The 15689-nt window shown below is 33.5% G+C and carries 12 protein-coding genes; 3 read left to right on the top strand and 9 right to left on the bottom strand.

Going from position 1 to position 15689, the window contains the following annotated elements:
* The first annotated feature begins 135 nt into the window (after positions 1-135).
* Together AWE51_RS24460 and AWE51_RS24455 are read left to right on the top strand one after the other, a co-directional pair.
* Complete coding sequence (locus tag AWE51_RS24460) at positions 136-3126, top strand: amidohydrolase family protein (RefSeq protein ID WP_066319546.1); 2991 nt, start codon at positions 136-138, stop codon at positions 3124-3126.
* Positions 3127-3136: 10 nt separating this feature from the next.
* On the top strand, positions 3137-4435 hold the full coding sequence (locus tag AWE51_RS24455; protein ID WP_066319545.1) for an amidohydrolase family protein: 1299 nt from the start codon (positions 3137-3139) through the stop codon (positions 4433-4435).
* A gap of 218 nt (positions 4436-4653) precedes the next feature.
* On the opposite strand, the gene AWE51_RS26745 is transcribed toward AWE51_RS24455, so the two are convergent.
* The 9 genes from AWE51_RS26745 to tgt form a co-directional block, all read right to left on the bottom strand.
* Entirely contained in the window at positions 4654-4809 is a 156-nt protein-coding gene (locus tag AWE51_RS26745; protein WP_157766218.1) for a hypothetical protein, read from the bottom strand.
* A gap of 360 nt (positions 4810-5169) precedes the next feature.
* Positions 5170-6291 (bottom strand): pyridoxal-phosphate-dependent aminotransferase family protein, encoded by a 1122-nt coding sequence (locus tag AWE51_RS24450; protein WP_066319543.1) that lies wholly within the window; start codon positions 6289-6291, stop codon positions 5170-5172.
* A 289-nt stretch (positions 6292-6580) separates the two neighbouring features.
* The gene (locus AWE51_RS24445; RefSeq protein ID WP_066319541.1) at positions 6581-7378 is read right to left on the bottom strand and encodes a DUF6503 family protein; all 798 of its coding nucleotides are present in this window, start codon (positions 7376-7378) and stop codon (positions 6581-6583) included.
* Between the two features lie 69 nt (positions 7379-7447).
* On the bottom strand, positions 7448-8704 hold the full coding sequence (locus AWE51_RS24440) for an asparagine synthetase B (protein WP_232517450.1): 1257 nt from the start codon (positions 8702-8704) through the stop codon (positions 7448-7450).
* A gap of 109 nt (positions 8705-8813) precedes the next feature.
* Positions 8814-10358, bottom strand: coding sequence for a replicative DNA helicase (dnaB, locus tag AWE51_RS24435; RefSeq protein WP_066319538.1), 1545 nt, complete (start codon positions 10356-10358; stop codon positions 8814-8816).
* 168 nt (positions 10359-10526) lie between these two features.
* Positions 10527-11480, bottom strand: coding sequence for an acetyl-CoA carboxylase carboxyltransferase subunit alpha (locus tag AWE51_RS24430; RefSeq protein ID WP_066319535.1), 954 nt, complete (start codon positions 11478-11480; stop codon positions 10527-10529).
* Between the two features lie 51 nt (positions 11481-11531).
* Positions 11532-12464 (bottom strand): DMT family transporter, encoded by a 933-nt coding sequence (locus tag AWE51_RS24425; protein ID WP_066319534.1) that lies wholly within the window; start codon positions 12462-12464, stop codon positions 11532-11534.
* Complete coding sequence (locus AWE51_RS24420) at positions 12451-13521, bottom strand: LptF/LptG family permease (protein WP_066319532.1); 1071 nt, start codon at positions 13519-13521, stop codon at positions 12451-12453. Before AWE51_RS24420 ends, AWE51_RS24425 begins: the two co-directional genes overlap by 14 nt.
* A gap of 1 nt (position 13522) precedes the next feature.
* A complete protein-coding gene (gene tgt / locus AWE51_RS24415) occupies positions 13523-14653 on the bottom strand; it encodes a tRNA guanosine(34) transglycosylase Tgt (RefSeq protein ID WP_066319530.1) in 1131 nt (376 codons plus the stop codon).
* A gap of 177 nt (positions 14654-14830) precedes the next feature.
* On the opposite strand from tgt, the gene AWE51_RS24410 reads away from it, so the two are divergent.
* Entirely contained in the window at positions 14831-15676 is an 846-nt protein-coding gene (locus tag AWE51_RS24410) for a transketolase (protein ID WP_066319523.1), read from the top strand.
* Positions 15677-15689: the final 13 nt, after the last annotated feature.

The following is a 15689-nucleotide window of genomic DNA, read 5'->3' as shown; positions in this document are numbered from 1 at the left end:
TATTAATATGAAATGTAATTAATGAAATTGACTTATCATTAAAAAACAATTGCTGTTAAAAAAATATTAATTCTCTATCTTTTTATACCGCAACGGCTATCTTTAAAGCTTATTCACACACTTTACACAAACCATATGAAAAAAATTCTATCATCAATCATGGTGATATGTTGTGGCTTTACTTTTTATGCTCAGGAATATTTTCCTAAAAACGATGGAGTAAAATCTACCGATGTAAACTACACTGTTTTCAAAAACGCAACAATTCACACATCTCCAGATTCAGAAATAAAGAACGCCTCATTAGTAATACAAAAAGGTAAAATTGTTCAAGTAGGAGCAACAATATCTATGCCAAAGAATAGTATTGTTATTGATCTTAAAGGAAAACATATTTACCCATCTTTTATTGATCCATATACCAATTTTGGTATAACAAAACCAAAAGCACAAGGCGGAAGCATTTTTAGTCCAGGAGCTCAACCAAAATGGGAAGCCACCAGAGAAGGGTATTACTGGAACGATCATATACGTCCAGAAACTAATGCACTTACCGATTTTAAGTATGACACTAAAAAAGCTACAGAATATGTTAACGCAGGTTTCGGAGTAGTAAATACTCATATGCCAGATGGTATAATTCGAGGCACAGGATTACTTATTGCTTTAAATAATAACGGTAGTGAAGGTGAAAGATTACTTAGTGATCGCTCTGCCCAATTTTTTTCATTTAATAAGAGTAATAAAAGCAAACAAGTATATCCCACCTCATTAATGGGGGCTATGGCTTTATTAAGACAAGTATATCATGATGCTGGCTGGTATATTTCTGGTAATAGCGCTACAAAAGATTTATCGTTAGAAGCTTTCGATAGAAACAAAAACTTACCCCAAATTTTTGATGCCGGCAACAGAATAAATGGCTTTAGAGCTGATAAAGTCGGGGATCAATTTAATATACAATATACGATTGTCGGTGGTGGAGATGAGTATGCACGAGTTAATAGCGTAAAAGCTACAAATGCAACTTATATTATTCCTCTTGACTTTCCTGAAGCATACGACGTATCAAATCCATATATGTCAAATCTAGTAAGCTTAGGCGATATGCGTCACTGGAATCAAGCACCAACAAATCCATCTGTTCTATCAAAAAACGGGATTTCTTTTTCTTTGACAACTCATAAACTTAAAAAACTTACTGATTTTAAAAGTCGCATTATCAAAGCTATTCATCATGGTCTTGATAAAAAAACGGCACTTGCTGCATTAACAACAATACCAGCTAAAATTTTAGGAAAAAGTAATCTTCTAGGTAGTTTAAAAAAAGGAGCATATGCTAATTTCTTAATTACCAAAGGTGAACTCTTCTCAAAAGATAATATCATTTTTGAAAATTGGGTACAAGGTCATAAAAATGTAGTTAATGATATGACTATAAAAGATATTAATGGCTCTTACGATCTTACTGTAGCAGGAAAGATCTATGAGTTATCAATATCAGGAAAACCAGATAAACCGAAAGCTAACATCAAATTTGGCGATATCAAACTGGGGTCTAAAATTAATTATAAAAATGATTGGGTATCACTAACATTTACTGGAACTGATACAACTAAAACTGAATACACAAGAGTAGTCACTTCAATTGGTCAAAACCAAAATTTATGGAGAGGAAAAGCTATTCTTCCAAATGGTGCAGAAACAACTTTTACAGCAAAAAAGAAACCTAACGAGACTTCTGATAAAGAGAAAGAAAAAACTTCTGAACAAAAAGAACAACCCGAAGTGCTCCCTGTAGCTTACCCTAACATTGCTTATGGCAATTTACAACTCCCAAAATCCGAAACTCTGTTACTAAAAAATGCGACCGTATGGACTAACGAATCCGATGGAGTTCTAAAAGAGACAGATGTATTACTAAAAAACGGAAAAATTGCTGCTGTTGGAAAAAATCTTACTGATAGTACTGCTAGAACAATTGATGCTACAGGAAAACATGTTACAGCAGGTGTAATTGATGAACACTCGCATATTGCAGCAGATGCAATTAATGAAGCAGGACATAACTCTTCTGCAGAAGTCACTATAGAAGATGTTGTTTCTCCTAGTGATATCAATATTTATAGAAATCTTGCCGGGGGTGTAACTTCGATACAGATACTTCATGGTTCGGCTAATCCAATAGGTGGTCGATCTGCTATTCTAAAACTGAAATGGGGAGAGAATGCCAAAAACCTTATCTATAAAAACCCTCCTAAATTTATAAAATTTGCTCTTGGAGAAAATGTAAAGCAAAGCAACTGGGGTAGTACAACTCGTTTTCCTCAAACAAGAATGGGAGTAGAACAATTGTACGTAGATTACTTTAATCGAGCCAAAGCATACGAAAAACGGAAAAAAAGCGGTATACCTTATCGAAAAGATATCGAAATGGAAACACTTGTCGAAATTCTTAATCAAGAACGCTTTATTAGTTGTCATTCATATGTGCAAAGTGAAATCAATATGCTCCTAAAAGTAGCAGAAAGATTTAATTTTAAAGTAAACACTTTTACACACATTTTAGAAGGATATAAAGTAGCCGATAAAATGGCTGCTCACGGAGTTGGTGGCTCTACCTTTTCAGATTGGTGGGCATATAAGTATGAGGTTAATGACGCTATACCATACAACGCAACAATTATGCATAATCAAGGTGTAGTGACTGCTATAAATAGTGATGATAGTGAAATGTCTCGTCGATTAAACCAAGAAGCTGCCAAATCTGTAAAATATGGAGGAGTCTCAGAAGAAGATGCTTTAAAATTTGTTACACTAAACCCAGCAAAATTATTGCATATTGATGATAGAGTTGGCAGTATCAAAGTTGGAAAAGATGCCGATGTGGTAGTCTGGACCGATCATCCTTTATCTATTTATGCGAAAGCAGATAAAACCATAATAGAAGGTGCTATATATTTTGATCTTGATAAAGACAAAGCAATGCGAAAATCAATTGCAGCAGAGAAAAACAAACTTTCTGCTATGCTATTAAAAGCAAAAAATAGCGGCTTAAAAACACAACCTCCTAAGAAAAAAGAAAAGCAACATTTTGAGTGCGAAACTATAGAAACCATTCATTAAGAAACAAAACATGAAAAAAATATCATACATAATATTGTTGCTTACCTTTTCTATCGGAAATAGTAGTATAGCACAACAAACTCCAGCAAAAAAACAAAGTGAAACTATCTCTATTAGCGGGGCTATTGCGCACATTGGCACTGGAGAAATTATAGAAAATAGTATTCTTATTTTTAAAAATGGAAAAATAACTGCTATAGGAGTTCAAGGAAGCATCTCTGCTGAAGGAAAAACAATAGATGCATCAGGAAAACATATTTATCCTGGTTTTATAGCCCCTAATACTACATTAGGGTTAGTAGAAATAGGTGCTGTTCGTGCTACCGACGATGATAGTGAATTAGGAAATTACAATCCACATATTCGAAGTATTATAGCATATAATGCAGAAAGTAAAATTGTAGAAAGTATGCGTCCTAACGGTGTTCTGATGGCTCAAATAACGCCTCGTGGTGGCATTATTTCTGGAACCTCATCTATTGTACAATTAGATGCTTGGAATTGGGAGGATGCAGCACTAAAAACCGATGATGGCATTCATATGAATTGGCCAAATACAGTTACAAGAGGCCGTTGGTGGCTAGGAGAAGACCCAGGCTTTAAACCCAACAAAAAGTATGATGAACAAGTAACTCAAATCGAAGATTTTATCAATCAAGCTAAAGCGACTATTCAATCCTCGTCTCCTACAAAAAACCTACCTCATTTTGCAATGAAAGGTATTTTTGATGGTTCAAAAACATTATTTGTTCATGTAGCACATGAAAAAGCAATTTTAGATGTTATGTCTTTCGCTAAAAAACATGCTCTAAAGAAAATAGTTCTAGTTGGAGCAGATCAAGCATATAAAATTGCGAACCAAATAAAACAAAATAATATCGGGGTGCTATTAACAAGAACTCATTCTGAACCTAATTTTGAAGATGATGATTACGACCTGCCCTATAAAAATGCAAAGCTATTAATGGATGCAGGCGTATTAGTCGCATTACAAAATAGCGGTCAAATGGAACGTGCTAATGCTCGTAATCTTCCTTTTCAAGCTGGTACTGTTGCTGCACATGGTCTTGATAAAGAAAAAGCATTACAACTTATTACTGGTAACAGTGCTAAAATATTAGGAATTGATAGTATTGCAGGAACACTTGAAGTAGGTAAAGATGCAACCTTATTTATTAGTTTGGGCGATGCCCTTGATATGAGAACTAATCAAATAGAAAAAGTCTTTATACAAGGACGTGATATTAGTTTAGAAAGTCATCAAACCAAACTTTGGAAACGATATAGTTCCAAGTATGGTTCAAAATAATTGCAAAAACTCTTTCTAATTAAGAATGTTGAGAGTTTTATACTATGACTTAATCTTGGCTTTTTTGTACTAAGCCCCATTTTCAAAAAATAAAATGGTCATAATAAATTTAATCTAATAAAAAGAAGTCAGGCTTATACATCAAGCCTGACTATTTTATGGTAATTATTTTGTTTATTCTCAAAGTCAAGGAGTTTTAAAACTCCTTAAGTAAAAAATTAATAGCATTGTTGATTACCACATCTACTATGCAAAGCTGTTTGAGTACATGTAGGTGTGCATGTATGATGTTGTCCTCCTTTAATCGTTCTTTGATGTAACTTTGAAATAGTTTGCTTGTCAAGATTTAATTTTAAGCTCCTAGATTTTTTCATAATTAATTGTATTAATGCCTACATTTTATACAGGTTTTCGGCGATACCTTATTATTAGTTGAATAAGATCAAGTTATACAATATTCAACTCGATGAAAAACCATATTGCCCTAATTTGTACAATTTAGGGCAGCTTAAACTTATATTTCACCACACAACTACAAACTCTATAAAAACCTGCATATCAAAACATTAAACAATTACCGTTGTTGTTTTAAATTTATTAGATTTAGTTCTTATTTGTTTAGTTTTATCTAAAAACAATAGTTCTTATTTATGAGGGTTTTTAGTATTTAGAAATCAAAAAGGAGTTTCTTAATAGCAGAAACTCCTTTTTGACATAAGATAGTATTTGTTTTTTTATCTCTTAAATTCTTTCATATCTTCAAGTGCACTTATAAGCATATTTACATGGTTAAGTGTACAACTTTCTCCCATAATACCAATTCGCCATATTTTGCCCGCAAAATCACCTAAACCACCCCCTACTTCTATGTTATATTTATTTAGTAATATAGAGCGTAGCAATGCCTCATCATTTCCCTCAGGAAGAAATACAGAATTTAAATTAGGCAATCGATACTGCTCTTCTACTAAATATTCAAACCCTAAATTTTCGAGTTTTGTTTTTAATACTTGATGTACTTTTTGGTGTCTTTCCCAACGTTCTTCAATACCTTCTTCTAAAACAATTCGCAAAGATTCTCGTAAAGCATAAACAGATGACACTGGTGCTGTATGATGATAAGCTCGTTTTGCTCCTCCCCAATAATTTTTTACTAGACTTAAATCCAGAAACCAACTTTGTACTTTAGTCTTTCTATTTTCTAAAACTTTAACTGCCCTATCCGAAAAGCTAACTGGTGATAACCCTGGTGGAGCGCTTAAATTTTTCTGAGTTCCTGTATAAATTGCATCTATATCCCAATCATCAACCTTAAGTTCTACACCACAATACGAAGTCACTGCATCTACCATTAATAAAGCACCTGCATTATGCACTAAATTACTAATTTCTTTTAACGGCTGTAATGCTCCTGTAGATGTTTCTGCATGTACCAAAGCAACTAGTTTAGGCTTAGGGCAAATATCTAAAGCTTTCTTAATATCATTTGTAGAAATAATCGTACCCCAAGGAACTACAACTTTATGAACTTTAGCACCACAACGCTCTGCTATATCAGCCATTCTGCCACCAAAAACTCCGTTTATACCGATAATCACCTCATCACCAGGTTCAAGAAGATTTACTAGACAAGTTTCCATACCAGCACTACCAGGTGCGGATACTACAAATGTTAAATGATTCTTTGTTATAAATGTTTCTTGCACCATCGATTTAACCTCATCCATAATGGTTACAAATTCTGGGTCCAAATGACCAATCAAAGGAGTAGACATTGCTTTTAACACTCTAGGGTGTGCATCAGAAGGACCGGGTCCCATTAGAATTCTGTTACTAGTATTAAGTTCTTTATACATTATTAAAATAGGTGTTTACTGTCAACTATATCGTTTTCGTAATTAAATTTAAATAAAGGATATAAAGTTAGGTAATTCTAAAATTTGTAGTTTACAGCTCAATACAAGTTTTAGTTAAAATTCTCTTCAAGAATAATAATTATCAATTATTAGACTCAAAAGGCATCTAAGAAATATTAAATCCGAAAAAAAAGCAGTGTTTTTTTATGAAAAAAAAGTTTCGGTATTTTTGACCATAAAAAAACCTGTCTAAAATATTAGACAGGTTTTTTTTATATTTTCCATGCATTTACTGGGTAACAGGTTTTTGAAAAACTTTTATAGAGAGTTTTTCTTTACTTGCACTTGCATTCACAAAATTTCTTTCACTTTTAACCTCTCCAACTACTCCTTCATTATAGTCTCTCCATTTTAATGTTTTAGGTAATACAATACCATTTACATCATTCCAATCTGAATATTCTATTATGCTAATTTTTTGACTAGTCTCTTTACTAAAAAAAGTAACAGTATATCCTAAATACTTCATTTTCTTAGTTTCTTTATCAAAATAAATAAAGTAATTATCTTTAGGAGAATCACCAACACCAGCTCCATAAGATATTTTATAACCAGGATATGCAGTGTCTTCTACTTTAAGGTCTTCAACTTTTTCATAAGAAATGCCATCATCTCCCAAAACAAAGGGCATTGCATAAAAATAAAACATCAAATTGTGATAAAACCTTGGATTACCTTTAAAAGAAGTAGAATCTTCTTGTTCTAACCACGCTTCTTTGCCATCAAAACCTAAGGCAAATTTATCTGTTTCTATTCTAGCATATCTTGTTTTAAGATCTGTAGTATGCTTCTCATTTCCTTCTTTTTTTTCTAACTCAAAAACAAGTGTATTCATGTTATCAAATGCTTGAATACCTCCATGAGCTTTAAAAACTGCTGCTATGTCTTTAGGAAAATTGTTAGATCTGTCTGGTGTTACTGTTTCTTTTGGTGCTTCAGGAACTACAGCTTCTTTTTCTGATTTTACTTCCTGCTTACAGGATACTAAAATCGATATCGCAAAAAATAATGTAATTAGTTTTTTCATGAGAAAAGATATGGTATAAGTTAATTTAACCCATGTAGTCGTGTTACTCAGCTTACCTTACAATAAAAATCAAGTTTTTTGTTTTTTCTTTTTTGCAGCTGGAAAAAGAACATTATTCAAAATTAGGCGATACCCTGGTGAATTAGGATGTAACTCTAATTCTGTTTTGGGATCCCCTACTCTATGCGTATAATCTTCTGGATCATGTCCCCCATAAAAAGTAAAGAAACCTTTTCCTTTTATTCCATGAATATAGCGTGCTTCGCCATTTGTTTTATTTTCTCCTAAAACCAATACATTAGATTTAATCTCATTAGGATTATATGCTGTTGTTTGCCCCATGAAACCTTTTACTAAAGCTGTATGATTCTGACATAACATAGTAGGAACGGGGTCCCACTTTGCAGAAAAATCCATAAGTGTAAAATAATCCGTAGTTTTAGAAATACGACGACTGCGAGTCATATCAATAGATGAAAATTCATATACATTAGGACTGCGTTCTAATTTAAAATTCTTGAAAGCAAAAGTTCTGTTATAATCTATTTTTGATTGATATCCAGGTTCACTTGGATCTCCATCAAACATAGGTTCACATATATCAACTCCTTCTGCAGCCAAAGCTATCTCAAAACTATCTGTGGCACTACACATTGCAAACATAAAACCACCTCCTACAACATAATCTCTTATTTTTAAAGCTACTGCAAGTTTTTCTTCAGAAACTTTTTGATATCCCAATGATGTTGCTAATTTTTCTGCCGCTGCCTTTTCTCTTATATACCAAGGTGTTGCACGATATGTAGCATAAAACTTACCGTATTGACCGGTAAAATCCTCGTGATGTAAATGTAACCAATCATACAAAATAAGGTTATCCTCTAATACCTCTTTATCGTATATAGTTTCATAAGGGATCTCTGCAAATGTTAACACCATTGTTACCGCATCATCCCATGGTTGATTTCCTTTTGGAGAGTATACAGCAATTTTAGGTGCTTTTTCAAGAACTACCGCTTCCATATTTTGAGAAGGACTACTAATTTCTTCAAGCACTCCTTGCGCTTCGGCATCACTTAGTACTTCATAAGTTACTCCTCTAATTGTACATTCCTTTCTTATGCTTTCTGTATCTGGTAACAAAAATGAACCTCCTCGATAATTCAAAAGCCATTTTACTTTTAAGTCTTTACTTAATGTCCAATAGGTAATACCATAGGCTTTTAAGTGATTTTGCTGCTCATCAACATCCATTGGAATCAAGACATAAGACGCATATGATGGTAGTGCTGAAAACAAAATAACAACAACCATAAAGAGTCTCATATAACAGGATTTCACAAAATACATTGATTTTTTTTTAAATTAATTAAGTCTAATACTCAGACTATGAGTAAATACAACCTTGAAATATAGTTAAATTAACGCATATAGTCTAGAAAGGTACCTCATCATCATCATTTGTATCATTTATACTACTCCCAAAAGCTTCATCTGCACTAGGAAGATTACTAGTACTAAAAGGATCATTTTCTTCATCTTCATTCATTTTAGAATGAAACTCAAACGGAGTACCAAAGTCATCTAAGTTATCAAATTTACCTAAGTGACCAATAAACTTTAACCTTATATTTTCGAGACCACCATTACGGTGTTTGGCAACAATGAATTCTCCTTGCCCCTGAGTTGGTGATCTTTCTTCATCATCCCACTCATCTATTTTATAATATTCTGGTCTAAATATAAAAGCTACAATATCGGCATCTTGCTCAATCGCACCTGATTCACGAAGGTCACTCAATAAAGGTCTTTTACTTCCCCCACGTGTTTCAACCGCACGTGATAACTGAGATAAAGCAATTACTGGAATATTTAATTCTTTTGCTAAAGCCTTTAAGTTACGAGAAATTGTAGAAATCTCTTGTTCACGATTTCCATTTTTACCGCTTCCTCCAGCTGTCATTAATTGAAGGTAATCGATAACAATCATCCTAATACCGTGCTGAGATGCCAAACGACGCGCCTTAGCTCTAAGGTCAAAAATTGACAATGAAGGTGTATCATCAATAAACAATGGAGCCTTCTCTAGATCTTTAACTTTGACATTAAGCTGTTCCCATTCATGTTTTTCAAGTTTACCGGTACGTAATTTTTCTGAAGAAAGACCAGTCTCAGAAGATATTAAACGTGTAATCAATTGGACTGATGACATCTCCAGAGAGAAAAAGGCAACAGGTATATTACTACCAACAGCCATATTTCTGGCCATAGATAGGGTTAATGCGGTTTTACCCATACCTGGTCGAGCAGCTACAATAATTAAATCACTTGGTTGCCATCCTGAAGTAAGTTTGTCAAGCTTATCAAAACCAGAAGGGACACCACTCATTCCCTCTTGATTAGATATTTCTTGAATCTTCTTTTTTGCTTGAATAACTAAACTTTGTGCTGTCTCTGTAGATCTTTTTATATTTCCTTGTGTAACTTCATATAATCTTGATTCTGCCATATCTAACAGGTCAAAAACATCTGTAGTTTCATCGTATGATTCTTCAATAATTTCATTTGAAATTTTGATCAAACTACGTTGTATGTATTTCTGTAGAATAATACGAGCATGAAACTCAATATGTGCTGAAGAAGCTACTTTTTGGGTTAACTGTATCAAATAATAATCCCCGCCGGCTAATTCTAATTTCGAATCTTTCTTAAGTTGACTAGAAACCGTTAATAAGTCGATTGGCTCAGAGTTTTCGAAGAGTTTATAAATCGCTTCAAAAATATATTGATGCGACTCTCGATAAAAAACATCTGGATTAAGAATGTCAATAATTTCATCGACTCCTTTCTTATCTATCATCATTGCCCCAAGCACAACTTCCTCTAAATCAACTGCTTGCGGAGGTATTTTTCCTTTTTCCAGCGAAATTACGTTCCCCCGACCGTAACTTGTTTGCTGCGCTTGCTGTACTTTTTCCATGACTACGAATGTAAAAAAATTGTAAAGAGATGTACCTACTTACAAAGATACGAATGTCCACCGGTCTTTAACAAATGAACTGTTGATAACTAAATTTTATTGTTAATAAGCATAAAAAAATCTGAAGTTCCAAACTTCAGATTTAGGTAGTAAGTGATTTTTTAGGGGTTAGTCTTTAAAGACTCCCATATTCGCATATTTATCCATACGTTTTTCAATCAATTCTTCTGGTGATAAGTTTTTTAATTCGTCATACGATGCAGAAATTATATCTCTTACCGTCTTAAAAGTAGTTTCTCGATCACTATGAGCACCTCCAAGAGGTTCTCTTACTATTCCGTCAACTACTTTAAGCTTAACACCATCTTTGGCTGTAAGTTTTAATGCTTCTGCCGCTATTTCTTTTTGTTCCCAACTTCTCCATAAAATAGAGGAGCAATTTTCTGGTGATATTACAGAGTACCAAGCATTTTCTAACATTAATACTTTATCTCCAACACCAATTCCTAACGCTCCACCACTTGCACCTTCACCAATAATAACAACAATTATAGGTACTTTAAGACGTGTCATCTCAAGGATATTTCTAGCAATTGCTTCTCCTTGACCTCTTTCCTCGGCTTCCAAACCTGGATAAGCACCTGGTGTATCGACGAATGTTACTACAGGAATATTAAATTTTTCTGCACTTTTCATTAAACGAAGTGCTTTTCGGTATCCTTCAGGATTTGCCATACCAAAATTTCGATATTGCCTTGTCTTGGTATTATATCCTTTCTGTTGGCCAATAAACATAAAGCTTTGGTCTCCAATTTTACCAAGTCCTCCGATCATCGCCTTATCATCTTTTACATTACGATCTCCATGAAGTTCTAAAAAAGATTCTCCACAGATTGCGTCGATATAATCTAATGTGTAGGGCCTAGAAGGATGCCTAGATAGCTGTACACGTTGCCAAGCTGTAAGATTTTTGTATATCTCTTTCTTGGTTTCTTTCAGTTTCTTTTCGATCTGCTTACACGTGTCTGTAACATCTACTTCACTTTCTTCACCTATAGCGCAGGCCTTTTGAAACTGTTCTTCAAGCTCTTTAATGGGGAGTTCAAATTCTAAATATTCCATACTCGAGAGTATATTTATGTTAACTAGGGTTAGCCGACAAATATAAAAACTTTACTTTGTAATGTTACCTAAAGTTGACGGTCTTTTTCTTTTTTTAGCATTTTTAAAGATTCCATTCAATATTACAGTGCTTAGAATAATCAAAGCGCCATAATAAAATTGAGGGTTCATTTTTTCAGCATCTCCAAAAATCATATACGCCAATATGATCCCATAAACAGGCTCTAAGTTTATAGTTAACATGACGGTATAAGGGCTTAAATACTTCATAACCTGCACGGATCCAATAAAAGCATATGCCGTACAAACAGAAGCCAATATCATAATATATAACCAATCTGAAGTTGATAATTGAAAAAATGAAATTGTAAATCCAGCTGTTGGCTCTCCAAAAAAAGTGAGCCCTAAGAGGTATATAGTAATAAATAAGACTCCACTCGACAATTCGTAGAAAGAAATCATTGAAGGATTGTACTCTTTTGCCATTTTTCCGTTAATTATAGAGAAGACAGAAGATAAAAAAGCCGAACACAAGGCATAGATAATTCCGGTTGTATACTCCCCTTCTACTTTAAAAATTAGATAAAGGCCTGAGATTACTAATATTCCGAAAAAAACTTCGTACCAAATTAGTTTTCTTTTATAAAAAATGGGTTCTAAGATAGAAGTAAAAAATGCACCTGTAGACAACATTGCAAGTGTTATGGAGACATTTGAAACTTTGATTGCTGCAAAAAAGGTAATCCAATGAAGTGCTATTATAATTCCCGCAATAAAAAGTGTAATCAGTAATTTTCTTGAAACTATTAATGCTATTTTTTTGATGTAGATATACAAAAAAATAAATCCAGATGCCAAAAGCATTCGATACCATACAAGCGGTAGTGCTTCAATGGTGATAAGCTCTCCTAAAATAGCTGTAAATCCCCATACAAAAACAATAAAGTGTAAATGCAGGTAGTTTTTAAGCTTAACGTTTGGCATTATACAATAAATAAATTGCTAAAATTCCGAATGAAAAATTAGGAAACCAAACAGCAATGACCGGGGGGAAATCAGACTGATTAGCCAATGTTCCTAATACTTTATCAAAAAAGATGAACACAAAAGCTAGTGAAATCCCTACGGCGAGATTAACTCCCATACCCCCACGCCTTTTCATCGAAGATACAGCTACCCCAATAATAGTAAGAATAAATGCTGATATCGGAAGACTCCATCTTTTATACGCTACAACTTTGTATCTATTTATATCAGACGAACCTCGTTTACTTTCTTTTTCAATAAATTCACTTAATTCTGTATAGTTTAGTGTTTCTGCAACATAAGTTACTGGTGTAAATTCGTCTATATTAAAAGGAAGTAAGGTATCCTTTTTGGTTTCTTTTTCAAGAATATCTTTACCATCCAATATTTTTCGCTTTACAAAATCTGTAAGTTCATAAATGCTATCTTTAAATTTAATTTTTCTTGCAGAAATCTTAGTTTTCAACACATTACCACTAAAATATTCTATAGTAAAGTTATTTGCTGATTTTTCTAAAGGGTTAAACTTATTAGCATATAAAAACACGCTATCATTAAGTTGTCTATAAATATTTCTTGTTTCTTGTACCTTTTTCCCTTTTTTAAGATACGTATATTTAAATTCATTAAACCCTTGACTTGCCTTTGGTGCCAAAAACAATCCCATGGCCAATGCTCCAACACAAATAATAACCGCACCAATCATATACGGTCTAAGAAATCTCCAAAAAGAAACACCAGAACTTAAAAATGCAATAATTTCGGTTTTATTGGCTAGTTTAGAGGTAAACCAGATTACTGATAAAAATACAAAGAGTGGAAATAACAAGTTAGCAAAATACACTGTGAAATCTAGATAATATCCTATAACCGCACTAAAAGGCACTTTATGCTCTAACATATTATCTATTTTCTCGGAAACATCTACTATAATCCCAATAGGAATAAATAGTAAAATCATCGTAAAAAATGTCCCTAAATACCTTTTAAGTATGTACCAGTCTAGTATTTTCAATTTATAATCGTTTATCCATTTGTTTAACCATCATATTTTTCCAACTATAGAAATCTCCTGCTAATATATGTTTTCTAGCTTCTCTAACCAACCACATATAAAAACCTAAATTATGTATTGTGGCTATTTGTTTTCCTAACAACTCATTTACCGAGAACAGATGTTTTAAATACGCTTTAGAATATTCGGTATCAACAAATGTAATACCCATTTCATCTATCGGTGAAAAATCATCTTCCCATTTTTTATTTTTCATATTGATCGTACCGTGTGCTGTAAATAACATTCCGTTACGAGCATTACGCGTAGGCATTACACAATCAAACATATCTACACCTAAGGCTATATTTTCTAATATATTAATAGGAGTACCCACCCCCATTAAATAACGAGGTTTATCTTCTGGCAAAATATCGGTAACTACTTCTGTCATAGCATACATTTCTTCTGCTGGCTCTCCTACAGACAATCCTCCTATTGCATTTCCAACAGCTCCTGCGTTGGCAATATACTCTGCCGACTGTTTTCTTAAATCTTTATAGGTACTTCCTTGTACTATTGGAAAAAAAGCTTGATCATATCCATACTTAACCGGAATTTTTTCGAGATGTTGCATACAGCGATCTAACCATCTATGTGTCATATGCATGCTTCTCTTGGCATAATTGTAGTCACAGGGGTATGGGGTACACTCATCGAACGCCATAATAATATCTGCCCCTATAGTACGCTGGATCTCCATTACGTTTTCGGGAGTAAATACATGATATGAGCCATCTATATGCGATTTAAACTTTACCCCTTCTTCTTTTATTTTTCGATTAGCAGAAAGTGAATACACCTGATAACCACCACTATCTGTCAAAATATTTCTATCCCAATTCATGAATTTATGCAGTCCACCAGCTTTTTCTAGAATTGTCGTTTTAGGTCTAAGATATAAATGATAAGTGTTTCCTAGAATTATATCAGGATTGATATCATTTTTCAATTCTCTTTGATGCACACCTTTCACAGTTGCTACTGTCCCTACGGGCATAAAAATTGGAGTTTCTATAACACCGTGATCTGTAGTGATTTTTCCGGCTCTAGCCTTACTTTGAGGGTCTTTAGATAAAAGATCGAATTGCATATTTTTTATTTGATAGAGCGCAAAGATAACTAACTAAAATTACATGAATCACCTTAAGATTTCGAAAACTTTTCGTTATTAACAATCCTTTCTTAATTAAAAGCTATATATACATTTTGTCACCGTATACAAAACCTGTATTTTTGAGCCTTTATTATAAAGATAATAGCTACCGTAATGCCAAAAACAAAACAATTAGAAGATTTTGCAACCCAAGTTCGTAGAGATATTCTGCGACAAGTACATAAAGTAAACTCTGGACACCCAGGAGGTTCATTAGGATGTACTGAATTTTTTGTCGCTCTTTATCAAGAGATTCTAGAAAGAAAAGATGGATTTGATATGGATGGAATCGGAGAAGATCTCTTCTTTTTATCCAATGGACATATATCACCTGTATACTACAGTGTTTTAGCTCGAAGCGGATATTTTCCTGTAGAAGAGTTAAATACATTCAGACTCATCAATAGTAGATTACAAGGACATCCTACAACTCATGAAGGACTACCTGGAATTCGAATCGCTTCTGGATCACTCGGACAAGGAATGTCTGTAGCATTGGGTGCTGCGCAAGCAAAAAAATTAAACAATGATGATAATTTAGTTTATAGTTTACATGGTGATGGTGAGCTACAAGAAGGTCAAAATTGGGAAGCTATTATGTATGCTGCAGGAAAAAAAGTAGATAATCTTATTGCCACCATTGATCTAAATGGGCAACAAATAGATGGATCTACAGATGATGTACTGTCTATGGGTAGTTTAAAAGCAAAATTTGAAGCTTTTGGTTGGGATGTTATGGAAATCAAAGAAGGAAATAATCTAACTGCGGTTATTGAAGGGTTAAAAGAAGCTAAAAGTAGAACAGGAAAAGGAAAACCTGTATGTGTATTATTATACACTATAATGGGTAACGGTGTAGATTTTATGATGCATACTCATGCTTGGCATGGTAAAGCTCCTAATGATGAGCAATTAAAAATCGGTTTAGCTCAAAACCCTGAAACTCTAGGAGATTATTAATTTATCCAAATCA

The sequence above is a fragment of the Aquimarina aggregata genome (genome assembly GCF_001632745.1).
Lineage (GTDB): Bacteria > Bacteroidota > Bacteroidia > Flavobacteriales > Flavobacteriaceae > Aquimarina > Aquimarina aggregata.
Note: the sequence above shows the minus strand (reverse complement) of the source record. Positions and strands in the feature narration are given on the sequence as shown.